We start from the raw sequence: 17828 nt of genomic DNA, 5'->3' as shown, positions 1-17828 counted from the left end.
GCTCCTCAGTCTGCCAAGGCGGCGGGTGCGTTGACGAGCGGAACCGGCACGCCGCCGCGCACGGTGCCAAGGTTGACGAGCTTCACCGCCTCCAGTGCATTGCCGGGCGCGCCGTCGCTCGTCACCGCGATGGCCACGGTGTTGCGGCCGTTGGGGTTGAGGATGCCGCTGGGCACCACGAACACCCGCTGCGGCCCCACGTGGGCGATGAACTGGCCCATGTTCCAGCCGTTGACGAAAATCAGCGCGCGGTAGGAGACGGGCGAGCGCGGCGTGTTCGCATCGCCGATGGCGATGCCGAGGGAGGCGTCGTGGCCCTTGGGCACATCGAGCGTGAACTCCGTGCGATACCAGGTGACGCCGGGTTCGGCCTTGGCGGCGGGCAGGGTGGTTTTTTGCCACGCGTCGTCACTGAAGCCGGGCAGGTGCCAGCCGCTGCGCTCGCCATAAAGGCCGCCGTTGTTCATCGGGCCGCGCGCCATGTCGGCGATCGCCTCGCCGCCGCACGTGCCCTGAATGCGCCAGCGGATCGGCACGGCGAAGGTGGGGCCGCTTTGCTCCGAGAGCGAGACGGAGATCAGCCCGCGCGGCTCCTTGTGGGCGTCGTCCGCCTCCAGATCCCAGTTGTGGCCGTTGTTGCGCACCAAGACGGAGAGCACGTGCTCGCCGGGTTTTTGCGCCTCGGGCGGCAGGGGTGAACTCGGCGATGCCGTGGGTGAGCGGGCGGGCCATGCCCGCGGGCAGCTCGTGCTGGCCGATGAAGCGGCCGTCCAGCCACAGTTGCAGCATGCCGCTGCCGCCGCCGCCATAGTGGAGCGCGATTTTCCGCGCGGCCGGGCCGCCCTCGAAGCGCCCGCGATACCACACGTCGCCGCTGTGAAAGCCGTAGGCGGACATGTCCATGGCGGGCTGGCCGGTCGGCGGGGCGACCGTCGCGGCGGTGCGGCGGTTGTCGATGGGCTGCCACCGGCTGTCGTCGAAATCCGGGTCGGCCTCGGGTGCGCCCCTGGCGACGCGCCATTGGGCGAGCTCCGGCAATTTCACGGGCTGGGCGGCGGGCAGGGCCTCGCGGGAGAGCCAGCTGCCGTTCGGGGTCTCGGCGCCCGCCACGGTGCTGCCGTTCCAGCTGATGGTGCCGAATTTCGGCCCCCAGACCTCCAGCCGCTGGGCGGTGGTGGTGTCCCCCGTCAGCGCGAGGCGGCCGTTTTTCAGCCCCGCCTTGCGGACGAGCGCGGGCCCGCGCGCCAGCACCGCGCCAGAGGGCGTCTCCTGCCGCCAGAAGGCGCTCGCCACGTCCTCCTCGCCGATGAGCAGGAGGAGGGGCGGCTTGCCCTCGCCGCTGATGCGCAGGCGAATGAGGCCGTTGTGTCGGTAATTGAGGCGCAGGTCGCCGGTGGAGGCATTGAAATTCTGCTCGACGCTGCCCTCCAGCACCTCGACGCGCGGCGGCTGGCGGAAGCGCAGCACGGTCTCGCCGTCTTCCCCCTTGCGCCCGTAGAGCAGGGCGAGATCGCCCTTGGTGGTCTTCAGCTGGGTCTGCAATTCCGAGGTGGAATAGACCAGCCGGTGCGCGCCGATGTCGTGGCTGGCGACGAGCAGCTTGGCGTCATAGCCGTTCAGCGCAAGCGTGCCCGCCTGCGGAATGCGGTAGCGCCCGTCGCGGGTTTCAACGTCCATGGTGAAGGCGTCGCTGGTGCGCGCGTTCGAGGGGTTATGCGCGACGAACAGCAGGTGCGCGCCGGTCTCCCGGTTGACGTTGTGGTAGACGCGGACCTTGTCGGACGAAGCCTTCACCTCCGGCCCCTTGTCCATGCGGGCGAGGCTCTGGAAGCTCTGCACGAACTGGCCGAGCTGCTTCAGCTCCAGCGCCTTGGGGCGCAGGTTGCGAGCTTCATCGATGGCCGCGCCGTAGTCATAGCTGGTGTAGACGACCGGCGCGGGCTGCCAGCCCCACGAGGTGCCGCCGAAGCCCATGTAGAAGCTCTGGATGGTGATGCCGTTGGCAAGGTTGGTGCCGTAGAACACGCGCTGGTAGCGCTTGCCGCGATGGATGGCGGTGCAGGGGTAGGTGCCGTTGCTGCCCCAGTAATCGAACCAGCCGCCGCCGAATTCCGCAGCGAACCCCGGCGTATGCGGCGAGGCGCTGGAGCCGCCCTTCGCGCCGCCCGTGCCGTAGAGGCCCCAGTCGGGCGCGGGGCTGCCCTTGGTGGGCTTGGCGAAAACATCGCAGGAGCCGCCGGGGTAGCCGTCGAAGGCGTACATGTCGGTCGGCCCCTTGATGGTGCCCTCGACCGGGCTGCTCGCCGGGACCCAGCGGCCGTTGCGGCCGATATCGTTGTGGAAGATGGGCACGGTGATGCCGTCTGCCCGCGCCCGGTCGTAAAGGTGCTGCATGTAGCGCTGCTGCTCCGGGTTGGTGAGCAGCAGCTCGTTTTCGATCTGGTGCAGAATGACCGTGCCGCCGCCATCGCTGTACTGGTGCCTGGCGATGATCTTGTTGATGCGCGTCAGCCACTCGTCGACCGCGGCCAGATATTCGGGATCGTCCGTGCGGGCGCGGGCGCGCTGCTTCACCAGCCAGCCGGGAAAGCCGCCGCGGGAGAGCTCCGCATTCACGTAAGGCCCGGCGCGCGTGATGACGTAAAGCCCTTCCTCGGCAGCCATACGCAACAGCAGGTCCACGTCCCGCACGCCGCTGAAATCGTAAACGCCGGGGGCAGGCGAGTGGTAGCCCCACGAGAAATAGAGGGCGACGGTGTTGAAGCCGCTGGCCTTCATCTTTTGCAGAATGTCGCGCCACAGGCCGGGGCTCGGCAGGCGGTAATAGTGAAATTCGGAAGACCAGATGACGGTCGGCTTGCCGTCGAGAATGAGGGAATGCCTGTCGAAGGAAATGCGGCCGAAGTCCCGCTTCGCGGTTGCGACGGAGGGAGTTGTCTGGGACAGGGTGGGCGTTACGGGGATGAGCGCGGCAATCGCCGCGCCGCACAGCGCCTTCAGCAGGTCCTTCTTCAAGCCCTGGCGGACCATCGCTTTCCCTCCCCCTGTCGCGCCGATCTTTCCGTCGGCATCCGTTTTTGCTCACGTTGAATATGTGAGACGATAAATCATAATGTGAGATAAACGGCGACCAAGGTCAACCTTTGTCGATCACCTCCGCTGCTTCCCGCACGATGGCCGGGCGGGCATCGGGGGTTGCCGTTTCAAGCCGCACATTTTCAAGCAAAACGCCTCTGGCGTGGCGCACCCACAGGCCCCAGGCGGGCGTGGTTCCGAACATGCTGGGCTCGGGGTAGGCGTCCGCCAGCAGCGGGGGCGTGCGGGCGGCATCCGCCGCCGTGCCGCCGCCGCGATAGACGAGGCGGATGTTTTGGAGGCTCACGTCCTCGATCTCGTGCCCCGGCAGCCCGGCGATGGTGGCGGCATAGCGGGGGTCGATGCCGGTTGCCTCGATGTCGCTGATGGAAACGCGTCGCATCGACCCGATGCCCGTGCCCTCCGGCCCGCGTCGGCGGTCGCCGAGGCGCAGGAACAGCGGCGCGGTGGTCACGTCCTGCATCGAAAGGTGATGGGCGACGACATCCTCGATGACGCCGCCGTCCACCACCTCAAGCGCCAGCCCGCGCGAGCGCTCGAAGCGGCAATGGCGGATGACGATGTTGCGGAACGCGCCGTTCGATTCCGTGCCCAGCTTGATGCGCCCGGTGACGGGATCGCGGTCGGGCGCAAGCTGCTGGGTGCGGCCCAGCGTGCCGTCGAGCATGGTGCCGATGTCATAGCCCGAAACGGTGCAGTGCTCGATGATGATGTTCTCCGTCGCCATGGGCCGGCCCAGCGCAAGCGAGGTTTTGAGCACGATGGCGTCGTCGTTGGGAGTGTTGACCCGGCAGTGGGCGACGCGGGCGTTGCGGACGCAATCGAGGTCGATGCCATCCCGGTCCGTGTCGATGGCGAGATTTTCGATGACGAGGCCATCGACGCCGGTCGCCAGAACGGCGAAATGGCCGCCCTTATAGAGGGTGAGGTCGCGCAGGACGACGTTGCGGCAGTTCTTCAGCGCGATCGCCTTGTTGCCGAGGCCGTTCATGTGCTCGGGCAGGGGTTCGAGCGCGCGGATTTCGTCCGCGCTCATGCCTTCCATGGACAGGGGCCGCTCGCCCGTCTTTTTCCGCCAGCGCGCGCCGGGGCCATCGCGGGTGAGGCCCAGCCCTTCGATCCGCCCCGGGCCGAGGATGGCGATATCGTGCAGCCCATCCCCCCAGATGAGACTGTTGCGCCAGTGGCTGTGCCCGAAGTCCTGATAAAATTCGCCCACGCCGGGCTCGGGCAGGTCGTAGCGGCCGGGGTGGCGGGCGGGATCGGCGGCCTCGATCACCGCCCCGTCCTCAAGCCGCAGGGTGACGCCGCCGGCAAGGCGGATGGAGAAACACAGGTAGCCGCCGGGCGGGAAGACTACCGTGCCGCCGCCGTGCTCGGCCGCCGCCCGGATGGCGCGGTTGACGGCCTGCGTGTCGAGCGTCCGGCCGTCTCCCGCCGCCCCAAAGGCGCGCACGTCGAACAGGCGCGGCTTCGCGCTCAATGGCATTCGGCCCGGCCGAGCGGCGTGGTGCGCGCAAGGTCCGGCCGGTCGGCGAGGATGTGCTGCGAGACCGGCAGGCCCAGCGCCTTCAGGTCCCGCGCCACGATTTCGGCGATGCCGCGCGCGCCGATTTCGCTGAAGTGGGTGTCGTCGTCGATGCCCTTGGGGAAGGCCGGAACAGCGTCGGCGGCGGTGTAGTGGAGGAAATAGCGCTTCGAGCCTTCCTCGCCGGCCGCTTCTACCCATTTGCGGGAATCCTGTTCAAGATCGATGAGCGGCACGTTCAGCTCCCGCGCCAGCTGGCGGGCGGCATTGGACCACGGCGTGAAATCCGCCTGCACGCGGCCATCCTTCCAGTTGCGGCGGATGACCGGCGTGATGAGCACCGGCTGCGCCCCGGCCGAGCGCGCCACCGCGATCATGCGCGCGAGGTTGGAGCGGTAAGCGCCCATGGGGTCCGCGTAGCGCTCGATCTTCACCGTATTGGCGTCATTGTGGCCGAACTGGATAAGGAGCGTGTCGCCGGGCTTGATTTCCTCGGCGATCCGGTCGAGCCTGCCTTCGTTGATGAAGGTGCGGGTGCTGCGACCGCCGCGCGCGTGGTTGCGAACGGTGACGGTGTCATCGAGCGCGCAGTGCAGCATCTGGCCCCAGCCGGTTTGCGGGTAGCGCCGTGCCTCATAGGTGGCGGCGGTCGAATCCCCGGCGATGTGGATGGTGGCGGCCTGTGCGGGCGCGGCGGCCAGCACGGCCAGCAGCAGGGCTGCGAAAGCAGGGCGCGGCATCGATTTTTCTCCCCCGAATTTATATTTGCCTCATCGTCACACATATGGGATTAAACATCAATATGTGGGAAATTGTGCACAGCCTTGCGCTCAGCCGCCGATCGGTGCTGGGCGGTCTTGCGGCCACGCTTCTACCAAGCGGCCTCAGCCTTGCCGGGCCGTCTTCGGAAACGCTGCTCCACCGCGACGATTTTACCGGCGGCCTCGGCCAATGGGTGATCGAGGCGGAGCGCGGCGGGCGCTTCCGCGCCGAAGGCGGCGTGCTCGATATCGACAGCCCGGCGGGCGTTACCCTGTGGTTCCGCCATGCGCTTGCAAGCCCGGTCGCCATCGACTATGAGGTGATGGCTGTCAGCGAAGGCGGGCCGAACGACGCGGTGAGCGACATCAACTGCTTCTGGATGGCGACCGACACCCGCGCGTCCGGGGGCGACGTGCTGGCCATCCGGCGCAGCGGCGCGTTCGCAGGCTATGACGAGCTTCGCACCTACTATGCAGGCATCGGCGGCAATCGCAACACCACCTCGCGCTTCCGCCGCTATGTGGGCCGCCGCGACGACCGCCCGCTGCTGCCGCAGCACGATCTCTCCGCGCCCGAGCATATGATCGCGCCCAACCGCTGGTATCGCATCCGCCTCGTTGCCGACGGCAACCGGATCGAACTGCTGCGCGACGGCACGCCCATGTTCCGGCTCAACGACCCCGCGCCCTACACTTGCGGCCACTTCGGGCTCCGCACCACGAAAAGCCACCTGCGCGTGCGGAATTTCCGGGTTTATCGCCTGCCGGGCTGATCGTCCGTCCGCCTACAGCCACGCTCCAGGCCAGCAAACGTCTTTCGGATAAAAAAACGGCCCGCCGCTTGCGCGGCGGGCCTGAGGCTCAATCCGGGCGGAGGATGATGCCCGTCTCAGGGGTTCAGAGCTTGAATGATGCGCCAATGAAGAAGCGGCGGCCGGAATAGCTGTATTCGGTCATGCGGATGCTGCCCGAGGTCATCCGTTCCGTCTCCTTCGTCAGGTTCTTGCCTTCGATGAACAGCGAAGCGCCATAGAAGTTGGGAATGCGGAAGGTCGCCTTGGCATCCAGGTAGCCGGTGCCATCAGCATAAACCGGGTTGCCCGAGCGCTCCGCCGGTGAGCGCAGATATTTGCTGCGCGCGTTCCAGGCGACGCGAACGTTCAGCCAATCCCGGTCATAATAACCAATGATGTTGTAGCTGTGCTTGGAGAGGCCGGGGAAATCCAGCTCCTCCCCGGTCAACTGGCTGAACAGGCCGACGTTGTCCGCCTTGCTGTAGGTGTAGTTCACCTGGATGCCGAAGCCGTCGAACGGCGCGGGCAGGAAGGTGAAGGCGGTCTGCGCCGACAGCTCGAGGCCGGTGATCCGCGCGCCCTTGCCGTTGACCGGCTGGCGCACGTCGAACAGCTCGCCGTCGCCGAACAGGTCCACGTTGAAGGTGGTGACGTTCGGGATGATGAAGCTCTTGATGTCCTTGTAGAACACCGCGGCGCTGACCAGCGTGTCGCGGTTGGGATACCACGACAGGTTAATGTCATACTGGTTGGCGCGGTAAGGCTTCAGCTCCGGATTGCCGGCCGTGCAGGTGTTGGGCAGGGTTCCGCCCGCCTCGTCGAACACGCAGTTGGCGTTGGGCACAAGGTCGGTCGGGCGCGGGCGCGCCATCACCTTGGCCGCGCCTACCCGCGCGATCAGCACGTCGGGCACCAGGCCGATCGAGGCGTTGAAGCTGGGCAGCCAGTCCTCATAGGTATTTTCCATGCTCACGGTGCCCGCATAGACGGTAACCGTGGTGGTGGTGCCGGGCGTCGTGCCGGGGCGCAGCTCGCGCCGGGTGAAGGAGCCGGTGGCGACGTCCTTGGTGCGGACATAGCGCACGCCCACGTTGCCGGTGACCGGCAGGCCGAAGGCATCGAACTCGAAGTTGCCCTTCATGTAGCCCGCCCAGATGTTCTCCCGCACATTGTGGGCCGGGGTCTGGGGAATGCCATTCACCTCGCGCACGCGGTCGTGGTTGATGTATTGTGTGTCGAAGTAGTCGCCGAAGTTGTTGTAGTTCGGCGCAAGCCAGCTGTCCGGCGCGCCTTCCCCGCCGCCGACGGGGAAGAAGTGGCCAGGCGTCATCTCCGTCGCCTGCGAGAGGAAATCCGCGAACTTCTCGCGCGTCCAGGTAAGGCTGGTCGCCTGCGGGCCGCCCGGCGGGAAGGCGAGGTCTGTGTTGGTGGGGCCGAGCGAGACGTTGGCGGTGATGTTCGGCGTCGGCACGAAATCACCATTTTCGTTCACGAAGTTGGTGCCGCCGCGATAGGCGGTGGAGGTGGACTTGCGGTACTGGGCGCCGACCTCGATCATCCTGAGGAAGCCGTTGCCCACCTCGAAGTCACCGTCGAGCTTGTACTGATCCTCGCTGACATCGATTTCTTCAGGGCGATACTGGTAGGCCGCAACCACCGGCGCGCCGGGAACCGCAACCGTCGGGTTGAGGTAGGTATTGGTATCCTGCGGGTCTGCGCCTTCCGGGAAGGTGAACGTCGGCGTGCCGCTCGTCGGGTCGAGATCGACGCGGATGCCCGGAATCGACGCGTTCAGAATCATGTTCTGACTGTCGCTGCGCGTGGTGCCCTTCGACTTGATGCCGAAGCCGGTAATGCGGAACGTATCCTTGTTCCAGTTGAAGCCCAGCGTCTTGTACTCGGACTTCTGCTTGTAGGCGAAATCGCGCTTGCTGGTGCTGAAGATCGAGCCCGCACCTGTCGTCGCGCCCGGTGCCGTCGGCGCGGTGTTGAAGCCGATCAGGTTGCCGTCGTCGTCGAACGTGCAGGTGGCGCAATTGCCGGACGTGTCGATGCGCGACGCGGCGGTCACATCGACCGAGTAGTTATAGTCGGTCAGGTGGTTGTTGCGCTCGTTGCGCTGGTACTCGACATAAACGTCGAAATCGTCGGTCACGGCATACTGGATGGTGGCGATGCCCGAGATGCGCTCGTCATTGCGAATCCACTGGCCGTAGCGGGGAATGCGCGGCACGTATTCGGCAAACTGCGCCCAGCAGTCGGAGCGGGTTGCGCCATCCAGCCCATCCGTCGGCACCGCGTCGCACTGCTCGGGCGTGCTGATGTTGTCGAAATTGGCGTTGGGCGTGATCTTGACGTTGTCGTTGTTCAGATCCGTCTGATCGGCGTTGCCGAAAAAGCGCGTCCACTCCGTATTCCGCAGGAAGTCGCCGCGCGTGTCGTTCTTGTCGTAGGTGAAGTTGACGAGAACGCCGAGCCTGTCATTGAAGAATTTCTTGCCGGCGGTGATGTTGCCGCGCGGCTTGAAGGTCTTGGTCGTCTCAAGATACTGGCCCGATGCGGTGACGGCCAGCAGCGGCTCCTTCAGCTCCAGCGGTTTGCGGGTTTCGATGCTCACCGTGCCGCCGATGCCGCCTTCGGTCATGTCAGCGGTGAAGCCCTTGAACACGTCGATGGACTTTACAAGCTCGGACGCCAGCTCGCGGAAGTCCGCGCCGCGCTGGCCCGCGCCCCCTGGCCGAGCAGCGTGACGCCGTTGATTTCCACGCGGTTCAGGTCCGGCTCCACGCCGCGAATGCTCACCTGCGTGCCCTCGCCGAAATCGCGCGTCAGCTGCACGCCGGTGATGCGCTGCAGCGCCTCGCCGATGTTCTTGTCGGGAAACTGCGAAATATCTTCCGCGACGATCGAGTCCACCACCGTGCCGGCATTCTTCTTGCGCGCAATCGCGCTCTGAAGGCTGGCGCGGGTGCCAATGACAACAATATCGTCCGCGTTGCCGTGGCTGAGCTGGGCCGTCGTCATCGCGCCCTCGGCCTGCTGCTGGGTGGTGGATTGGTCATTGCTCGCGCTCTGGGCGAAAGCCGAACCAGCAAATGGAACCGCAACGATACCGATAACAAACCAACTGGTGGTGAAAAGCGCGCGTGCGCGCCCAACGCGTGAATTGGTCACTTTTAGCCTCCCCATTTTGCACCGGTTCTGCCGGTGCCCTCAGCGTTGCGTGGAATTCTCAGCCAGGCCGGCTCCACTTTTCCGTCACGTTAAACCGCATTTTGCTTGCAGCCAAGTAATATGTGGGACTAAAGTCCAATATATGGGATTTTATGTTGCATTAAGAGCACAATTGTCTGACTATTCGCCAAAACGTGCATTGGGCCGGGGGCCGGGCGGGAGTTCGGCGGGCGCGAAAAGCAAACAGGGACACAGAGGGGGAGATGGCTATGCATAAGCACAGGGCATTGATCGGTGCGGCCGGAGGTTGCCTTGCGGCATTTATGTTCGCGGATGCGGCGCTGGCGGCGGCCGAGCCTGCGCCGGTGATCGACGGGCGGCAGGCGGAGCGGCTGGATCGCGGCGTCATTGCGGCCCCGGCGGCGGGCGGCGGCATTCTGGTGAACTGGCGGCTGCTCGCAACCGATGCGCCCGGCACCGCATTTCATGTCTACCGCGATGGCCGCAAGGTTACCGCCGCGCCGATTGCCGCTACCAATTTCGTCGATGCGGCTGGCAGCGCCGAGTCGCGTTATACCGTGCGCGCGGTTGCGGGCGGACAGGAGCAGGCGGCCAGCGCCCCGGCGCGGGTGTTGGGAGCCGGCTACCTTTCGATTCCGCTCGACCAGCCGCCGGGCGGCATCGCGCCGGATGGTACGCCCTACAGCTATGAGGCGAACGACGCGAGCGTCGGTGATCTGGATGGCGACGGCCGCTACGAGATCATTGTCAAATGGTATCCCACCATCGCCAAGGACAATGCCTTTGCCGGCTACAGCGGCAACACCCTGTTCGATGCCTACACGCTGGAGGGCAAGCGGCTGTGGCGAATCGATATGGGAAAGAACATCCGCTCGGGCGCGCACTACACCCAGTTTCTGGTTTACGATTTCGATGGCGACGGCCGGGCCGAGTTCGTCGCCAAGACGGCGGATGGCACGGTGGACGGCGCGGGCAAGATAATCGGCGACGCCAAGGCCGACTGGCGCGAGCACGACGGGCAGGTGCCGAGCCCTGATCGCACCGGCGCAGAGCAAACGCCGGATGGGCACCGGGTGGCGCCGCTGACGGGGCGCATTCTGAAAGGGCCGGAATATCTGACCGTCTTCGACGGGCTCACGGGCCGCACGCTCGCCACTGCGCCTTACGTGCTGCCCCGTCATCCGCAAACCGATGCACCGACGGCCGAGCAGCTGAAGGCGGTGTGGGGCGACGGCTACGCCAATCGGTCCGACCGCTTCCTCGCCGGGGTGGCCTATCTGGACGGCACGCGGCCCAGCATCATCATGGCGCGCGGCTACTATACCCGCTCGACGCTGGCGGCGTGGGATTTCCGCGATGGCAAGCTGACGGAGCGCTGGCTGTACGACTCCGCCACGCCCGGCAACGAGAAATTCAGCGGGCAAGGCAACCACCAGCTGAGCGTTGCTGATGTGGATGGCGACGGGCGCGACGAGATCATCTACGGTTCGATGACGGTGGATGATGATGGCAAGGGCCTGTGGAGCGCCGGGCTTTACCATGGCGATGCCATGCATCTGTCCGACCTCGACCCCGCCCGGCCCGGCCTCGAAAAATGGGGCGTGCACGAGAACGTTCGCGCCAACGGTGGCATCGGCTCGGCCATGCTCGACGCCCGAACCGGGGCGGTGCTCTGGTCCACCAAGGCGCAGAAGGATACCGGACGTGGCCTGGCTGCCGATATCGACCCGCGTTATCCGGGCGCAGAAGCATGGTCGATCAACACGCCTGACCTTTATGACGTGCGCGGCAATGTGATCGGCAAGCGGCCAAAGCAGATCAATTTCGCGGTGTGGTGGGACGGCGACCTGTCGCGCGAACTGCTGGACGGCACGCGTATTTTCAAATGGGACTACGAGCGGCAGGAAAGCGTGCCGCTGCTCGCGCCGGAGGGCGTCGCTTCCGATAACGGCACCAAGGCCAACCCCATGCTGAGCGCGGATATCCTCGGCGACTGGCGCGAGGAGGTGATCTGGCGCGCGGCGGACAATAAATCCATGCGGATCTATGTAACGCCCTACCCAAGCGAGCACAGTATTCCTGCGCTGATGCAGGACCCGGTCTACCGGCTGGCGGTCGCCTGGCAGAACGTTGCCTACAACCAGCCGCCGCACACCGGCTATTTCCTCGGCACCGGCATGCAGCCCCGGCGGTAGGGGCGAGGGGGTGGGGGCTCGCGGGCCGGGTTTATTCCTCCGGCGCGGGCTCCTGCGCCTTGCGGCGTTCCTCTTTGGTGGGCGGGGGTGCGCTGCGTTTGATACTGCTCACCTGGCAGCGCTGGCCATCATAGAGAATGGCCGAGAAGCGATCGAACCGCCCCGGCGTGCGGGTATCGAACCCAAGCGCATAGGCAAAGGGCAGGCCGATACAGGGCTGCATCAGCTCAACCCGATACCAGCGGTCCCGGTTATCGAGCACCCAGAGCGAGCGGTCGTCCTCCGCGTGCCAGCTGCGGATGCCGGTTTCGGGGAAAGGTATGGTCGCTTCCTCGCCGATCGCCACGTCTCGCGGCGTCGTGCAGGATGCGGCGGCAAGGGCGGCCACAAGCGTGGTGACGATGGTCTGCGTCCTCATCATGCCTCCAATATAAGCTGCCGGGCGCCCCGCCGAATAGGGATGTATTATCGCATATTGTGAAACGTAATCCCACATGTCATGATGACTCAACGCGAAGTCAAGGGGGAGGACGCGGCACGTGACCATCAGCAGGCGCGATTTCATCGTCCGGGCGGCGCTGGCCGGCACGGCGATCAGCACCGTTGGCGCACCCGCGCTGGCGCAAACCGACAGCGCGGCGCCGCCCGCGCCGAAAGACGCGGATATCCGCTGGCTTGATGACGCGCCGCCCGCCCTGCACGAAGGGCAAACCTGGGGCGTGCCCTGGCCGCGCGGCACCAAAAAGCCCCGCGCCCGCTTCGCGCTGAAGGACGCGGCGGGGCGCGACGTGCCGGTGCAGACGTGGACCACCGCCACCTGGCCGGACGGCTCGATCAAATGGACCGCCCATGCGATCCCCGCAGGGGCGGGTGCAAGCGCTGCGCTGCGCGTGATGGAGGGGCAGGGGGCGCGCCCGCCGCTCCCGTTACGGTAAAGGAGCAGGGCTCCGGCATTGAAGTGCGAAGCGGCAACTTGTGCTGGCGCATCGCCACGTCGGGCGAAAGCATCATTCTTTCCGCCAGCAACAAGGGCCGCGAGACGCTGCGCGACGTAAAGCTGGTGGCCACCGCGCAGGACCGGCCGGAGATCGAGATAACGAGGAGCGAGGCGCAAGAGACCATCACCCGCCGCCGCTATGTGAGCGAGGTGACGAACGCCGTTATCGAGCAGAGCGGCCCGGTGCGTGCCGTTGTGAAGGTGGAAGGGCGGCATCGCGGGGCGGAGCGCGCGTGGCTCCCCTTCTCCCTGCGGCTTTATTTCTACGCCGGATCGGAAGCGGTGCGGATCGTCCACAGCTTCATCTTCGATGGCGACGAGCACAAGGATTTCATCACCGGCCTCGGTCTTTCGGGCCGCGTGCCGATGAGCGACCTGCCCTATGACCGGCATGTGCGCTTCGCGGGCAGCGACGATGGCGTGTGGGCGGAGGCGGTGCAGTCCTTGACCGGCCTGCGCCGCGACCCCGGCGCGGCGTTCCGCCAGGCGCAGGTGGCAGGCCGCAAGGTGCCGCCCGTTGATGAAATGGCGGAGGCCGTCCGCCGGGGCCTGCCCTATATTCCGCAATGGGGAGATTTCTCCCTGTCTCAGCTCACGCCGGACGGGTTCACCCTTACCAAGCGCACCAAGCCGGGGCACGGCTGGATCGAGGCGGATGCAGGAGGCCGCGCCAACGGTCTCGGCTACGTGGGCGGCGCGGCCGGGGGCGTTGCCTTCGGCATGGCGGATTTCTGGCAGCGCTTCCCGGTGCGGCTCGATATCCGCGATGCCCACACCGATGCGGCCGGGTTTACCCTCTGGTATTATTCGCCGGACGGCCCGGCGATGGACATGCGCTTCTATCACGACGGCATGGGCATGAACGACCACGTCGCCGAGAACGAAGGGCTGGACATCACCTACGAGGATTATGAGCGCGGCTGGGGCACGCCCTACGGCATCGCCCGCACCACGGAATTCACGCTCTGGGCGCTGCCCGCAACGCCAACGCGCGAGCGCTTCGCCGAGATGTGCCGGTTCGTCGCCCGCCCGCCCCGGCTGGTGCCGACCCCGGCGCGCCTCCATGCGGCAGGCGTGTTCGGCCCGTGGAGCCTGCCGGACCGCACGACGCCCGCCCGCCGCGCCATCGAGGAGCAGAACGATTACCTGCTCGACTTCTACCGGGGGCAGATCGAGCAGCGCCGCTGGTACGGCTTCTGGAACTACGGCGACATCATGCACACCTACGATGCCGACCGCCACGTGTGGCGCTACGACATCGGCGGCTTTGCGTGGGACAACAGCGAGCTCTCGCCGGACCTGTGGCTGTGGTACAGCTTCCTGCGCTCGGGTGAGCCACACGTGTTCCGCATGGCCGAGGCGATGACGCGCCACACCGGCGAGGTGGACGTCTACCACATCGGCCGCTTCCGGGGGCTCGGCACGCGCCATGCGGTGCAGCACTGGGGCGACAGCTCCAAGCAGCCGCGCGTCTCCACCGCCATCTACCGGCGCATCTACTATTACCTCACCGCCGACGAGCGGGTGGGCGACCTGATGCGCGAGCTGCTGGACAGCGATCGCACCCTCGTCCACGTGGATATCGGCCGCAAGGTGGGCGCGCGGCGCGGGGCCTCCATGCCGCCGGGCGGGGCGAGCCACGTCAAGGCGAGCACGCCGCTGCCCGAAGGACACATCTTCCTCCAGTTCGGCACAAGCTGGTGCTCGCTGGCCTCCGCCTGGCTCACCGAATGGGAGCGCACCGGCGATACCCGCTGGCGCGACCGCCTCCTTGCGGGCATGACCTCCATCGCCGCCCTGCCCAAGCAGTGGTTCGCGGGCGGCGCGATCTTCAATCTTGAAACCGGCCGCTTCACCGGCCCCGGCGACAAGGTGAGTGTCAGCCACCTCAACGCGGTGTTCGGCGCGGTCGAGGTGCACGCGGAACTGTTCCAGCTTCTCGACGTGCCGGAATATGAAAACGCCTGGCTCGATTACTGCACCGCTTACAACGCGCAGCCCGCTGCGTTCACGGCTATGACCGGCGCACCGGCCCGCGGCCACAATCTCAAGGAAGGCCACTCCCGCCTCACCGCCTTCGCGGCAAACCGGCGCGGCGATAAGGCGCTCGCCCGCCGCGCGTGGCAGGAATTCTTCTCCGGCGAAGCCGGACTCGGCATGGGCATTTCCGCCCGCCGCCGCAAAATCACCGGGCCGGACGTGCTGAAACCGGTCGATGAAGCACCGCGCGTCTCCACCAACGCCACCGCCCAGTGGGGCTTGGCTGCCATCCAGAACCTCGCGCTCGTGGGGGACATGGTGGACGAGGTGTATGCGGGGGTGTCTGAGTAGGGATTGTTTGCAGGGGGTCTCGGACCCCCTGCACCCCCTTTCTTTTGTTTCGGGCAGCTTGCGCCAACAGGCGCGACACGTGCGTCCCCATAATTTCCGGCATAAGAAAAGGGCCGCACCCGGCCTCCCGCGCGCGGCCCGTTAAAAACGAATGGGGGATCGCCAAGGGGGTCCGCGATCCCCTTGGCTAAAATCCTACGCCTGCGCCATGCCGCCTTGCGCCGATGTTTCGCGGGCGGCACCGGCCTTGGCCACCGGGTTGCGGCCCCACAGCTGCTCGTGCGGCCAGCCCGAGAGATCTTCGACGATGGCGCGGGCCTCGGCGGAGGCGGGGGCGTTCGGGGTGTTCTTGAACCGGTCGATCTCTTCCATCAGCACGGCGTGGGTGCGCGGGTCGAGCCGGAAGCGCAGGGAGACGAGCACGCCGAAGATCAGCATCCCGACCGTGCCGATGCCGAGCACCAGCGCGATGGTGGTTATGGCCTCGGGCGGCTGGACGGCCGCGTCCTTCTGGAAGCCGCCAAGGCTCATCAGCGCGCCGACGCCAGCAACGGCAACGGCCTGCGTCAGCTTGCGCACGAACGTCATCACGCCCGCAAAGGCCCCCTCGCGGCGGCGGCCGGTGACGATTTCATCCACATCCGCCATGTAATTGTAGGTGGCCCAGGGGATGTAGTTGAGCGCGCCGCGCCCCAGGCCAGCCAGCGCAATCGGCACCCACAGCAGCAGATCGCCCGAGCGCACGCCTGCGCCCCACATGGCGAGCAGCGTGATGACGCCGATGGCAAAGCTGGCGGCGGCGAGGCGATAGGCGAAGGCGGGAGAAGTTTTAAGCGCGAGGTTGATGGCGATCATCACCGCCACGAACTGGACGATGTACATGGTGCCGAGAAGCGTGGAGGCAACGGTGATGGAGCCCGCCAGCGCGAAGACGACGAAAAAGGTGAAGGCGGCGTTGAACACGTCCTGACTGATGTAGCCGCCGAGGTACATGCCGAGGTGCAGCCGGAAGGCGCGGATGCGGAAGGTGGAAAACAGGTTGTGGTAAAGCGCGCCGAAGGCGGCCCCGAGGCTGGGTTTTGCCTCGCCGGACTTGAGCGCGGCCACTTCCGCCAGCGGGCGCTCCCAGCTGAACAGGAACAGGAGCGCGGCGGTGACGACGAACAGGGCGGAGAACAGGATGCCCATGTAAAGGAAGGTGTCGGCGCTTTCCTTGCCCAGCGATTCAATGAGCATGGCGGGCAGGTACCCGGCGAGAATGGCGGAGGCCTGCGCGAACAGGATGCGGATGCCCGCGAACTTGGCCTTGGTCCTGTAGTCCTTCCCCATTTCGGCGGCGAGCGTCTCGTAGGGGATGATCTCCATGGCGTAGACCAGCTCGAACAGCACGTAGGTGGCGAGGTAGTACCAGAAGCTCTGACCCGACACCCACATGATGGCGAACGACGGCAGCAGCGGAATGGCCGCTAAGATAAAAAATCGGCGGCGGCCGAAGCGGCGGCCGAGCGCCGTCTGGCCCATGTTGTCGGAGATGTGGCCGATGACCGGGGAGGCGATGGCATCCAGCACCCGCGCCACGGTGAAGATGAGGCCCGCCTGCCAGGCTTCCAGCCCGCAGAAGGTGGTGTAGAAGAACAGCACCCAGCCGCTGATGACCGCCATCGATCCGGCGCCCAGAATGTCGTTCGACCCGTAGGCGGCGTAGTTGTACCAGCGGACAGGCCTGCTCCCTGTCGGAGCGAAGGCGCCGAAAATGGCCATGGTGATATTCCTCCCCGTGCCGCCGGCGTCTCTTGGCGGACGCTCGGCGGCGAATTTTCCCGGTTAGATGTAGGTTCGCATGAACTCCGCCAGGGCGAGAATGGCCAGCGACTGGCCGTAGGGCATGGAGGTCAGCTTGATGTCCTTGTAGAACTGGAGCGTGTCCCCCATGGCGGTGCCAAAGGAGACCTGCCGAAGCTCGCCATCCTCGCCGATGTTGGCGAGGACGGCCTCGATCGCCTTGAGGCCGACGGCCTCGAAGCGCGCGTCAATGTAGCGCTTCCGCACGGACTTGAGGATGCCGTAGGCAAAGCCGGCGGTGGCGGAGGCCTCCAGATAGCTGGTCTTGTCCATGATGAGGGTGTGCCACAGGCCGCTTTCGTCCTGCGTTTCGGCCAGCGTCTTCACCTGGTTGCGGAGCACGTCGAGCAGGAATTCGCGGAAGGCGTCGCCGGGCTGGAGGTCCAGCATCTCGATGATCTCGGGGATCGCGATGGTGACCCAGCAGTTGCCGCGCGCCCACAGCGCCTCGGCGAAATTGTGGCGGCCGTCGAAGGTCCAGCCGTGGAACCACAGGCCGGTCTTGCGGTCGAACAGGTACTTGGTGTGGATGAGGAACTGGCGCTTGGCCTCCTCAATGTAGTGCGGGCGGCCCAGCAGCAGGCCGATTTTCGCCAGCGGCAACACGCTCATCATCAGCGTGTCGTCCCACAGCTGCTGATGATTTTCGCTGTTGTAGACGATGTGCTGGAAGCCGTTTTCCTCGGTGCGCGGCAGGCCGTCCATCACCCACTCGGCCCAGGTGTCGAGATAGGGCAGGTAGGTCTGGTCCCGATTGTGCTCGTAGAGATAGGCGAGCGTTAAAAACGGCGAGACGGTGTTGATGTTCTTGGTGGGCGTGCCCGCCGCGAAGCGGTCGCGGAACCAGTCCATCATAATTCGGTATGCGCGCTCGTCGCCCGATTGCTGCCAGTAGCGCAGCATGCCGAAAAGGCCGATGCCGTGGGTCCACTCCCAGTCGTTCCAGCCCTTGGTATCGATCACCCGGCCGTCATCCAGCCGCAGCAGGAATTCGCCGGTCTCGTCCTTGATGTTGACGAGGTTGGTCATCAGGCGCTGGATGGCGTCGGTCACCGTTGCGCGCGGAATCGAATGCGTTGTCGCGGCCAC

The 17828-nt window shown here is 66.0% G+C and carries 13 protein-coding genes; 4 read left to right on the top strand and 9 right to left on the bottom strand.

What is annotated here, in order from left to right:
* Positions 1-5: 5 nt before the first annotated feature.
* The 4 genes from L0C21_RS13215 to L0C21_RS13200 all read right to left on the bottom strand — a co-directional run bounded on the left by L0C21_RS13215 (position 6) and on the right by L0C21_RS13200 (position 5364).
* Entirely contained in the window at positions 6-482 is a 477-nt protein-coding gene (locus L0C21_RS13215) for a beta galactosidase jelly roll domain-containing protein (RefSeq protein ID WP_259278913.1), read from the bottom strand.
* Entirely contained in the window at positions 409-3030 is a 2622-nt protein-coding gene (locus tag L0C21_RS13210) for a beta-galactosidase (RefSeq protein ID WP_259278912.1), read from the bottom strand. Before L0C21_RS13210 ends, L0C21_RS13215 begins: the two co-directional genes overlap by 74 nt.
* 106 nt (positions 3031-3136) lie before the next feature.
* Positions 3137-4585, bottom strand: coding sequence for a rhamnogalacturonidase (locus tag L0C21_RS13205; RefSeq protein WP_259278911.1), 1449 nt, complete (start codon positions 4583-4585; stop codon positions 3137-3139).
* Positions 4576-5364 (bottom strand): rhamnogalacturonan acetylesterase, encoded by a 789-nt coding sequence (locus tag L0C21_RS13200; protein ID WP_259278910.1) that lies wholly within the window; start codon positions 5362-5364, stop codon positions 4576-4578. The genes L0C21_RS13205 and L0C21_RS13200 overlap by 10 nt, the downstream gene beginning before the upstream one ends.
* Positions 5365-5426: 62 nt before the next feature.
* Here L0C21_RS13200 and L0C21_RS13195 point away from each other — a divergent pair, with 62 nt between their 5' ends.
* On the top strand, positions 5427-6158 hold the full coding sequence (locus tag L0C21_RS13195) for a DUF6250 domain-containing protein (RefSeq protein WP_259278909.1): 732 nt from the start codon (positions 5427-5429) through the stop codon (positions 6156-6158).
* 124 nt (positions 6159-6282) lie between these two features.
* Here L0C21_RS13195 and L0C21_RS13190 read toward each other — a convergent pair whose 3' ends face one another.
* Both L0C21_RS13190 and L0C21_RS13185 read right to left on the bottom strand, forming a co-directional pair.
* Positions 6283-8853 (bottom strand): TonB-dependent receptor, encoded by a 2571-nt coding sequence (locus L0C21_RS13190; protein WP_259279512.1) that lies wholly within the window; start codon positions 8851-8853, stop codon positions 6283-6285.
* A gap of 5 nt (positions 8854-8858) precedes the next feature.
* Positions 8859-9353 (bottom strand): TonB-dependent receptor plug domain-containing protein, encoded by a 495-nt coding sequence (locus L0C21_RS13185; RefSeq protein WP_259278908.1) that lies wholly within the window; start codon positions 9351-9353, stop codon positions 8859-8861.
* A gap of 269 nt (positions 9354-9622) precedes the next feature.
* Here L0C21_RS13185 and L0C21_RS13180 point away from each other — a divergent pair, with 269 nt between their 5' ends.
* Positions 9623-11569 carry a rhamnogalacturonan lyase gene (locus L0C21_RS13180; RefSeq protein WP_310593391.1) on the top strand — a complete coding sequence of 649 codons (1947 nt, stop codon included), beginning with the start codon at positions 9623-9625 and terminating at the stop codon, positions 11567-11569.
* A 31-nt stretch (positions 11570-11600) separates the two neighbouring features.
* On the opposite strand, the gene L0C21_RS13175 is transcribed toward L0C21_RS13180, so the two are convergent.
* Positions 11601-11990 carry a DUF6491 family protein gene (locus L0C21_RS13175; RefSeq protein WP_259278907.1) on the bottom strand — a complete coding sequence of 130 codons (390 nt, stop codon included), beginning with the start codon at positions 11988-11990 and terminating at the stop codon, positions 11601-11603.
* A gap of 118 nt (positions 11991-12108) precedes the next feature.
* On the opposite strand from L0C21_RS13175, the gene L0C21_RS16925 reads away from it, so the two are divergent.
* Both L0C21_RS16925 and L0C21_RS13170 read left to right on the top strand, forming a co-directional pair.
* Positions 12109-12504, top strand: coding sequence for an RIFT barrel domain-containing protein (locus L0C21_RS16925; protein WP_374940266.1), 396 nt, complete (start codon positions 12109-12111; stop codon positions 12502-12504).
* 23 nt (positions 12505-12527) lie between these two features.
* The gene (locus tag L0C21_RS13170) at positions 12528-14897 is read left to right on the top strand and encodes an exo-rhamnogalacturonan lyase family protein (RefSeq protein WP_374940265.1); all 2370 of its coding nucleotides are present in this window, start codon (positions 12528-12530) and stop codon (positions 14895-14897) included.
* A 195-nt stretch (positions 14898-15092) separates the two neighbouring features.
* Here L0C21_RS13170 and L0C21_RS13165 read toward each other — a convergent pair whose 3' ends face one another.
* Positions 15093-16658 (bottom strand): MFS transporter, encoded by a 1566-nt coding sequence (locus tag L0C21_RS13165; protein WP_259278906.1) that lies wholly within the window; start codon positions 16656-16658, stop codon positions 15093-15095.
* Positions 16659-16721: 63 nt separating this feature from the next.
* Positions 16722-17828, bottom strand: a complete 1107-nt coding sequence (gene bglB, locus L0C21_RS13160) for a beta-galactosidase BglB (RefSeq protein WP_259278905.1) — start codon at positions 17826-17828, stop codon at positions 16722-16724.

The sequence above is a fragment of the Pedomonas mirosovicensis genome, from assembly GCF_022569295.1.
In the GTDB taxonomy this organism is placed as follows: Bacteria; Pseudomonadota; Alphaproteobacteria; order Sphingomonadales; family Sphingomonadaceae; genus Pedomonas; species Pedomonas mirosovicensis.
Note: the sequence above shows the minus strand (reverse complement) of the source record. Positions and strands in the feature narration are given on the sequence as shown.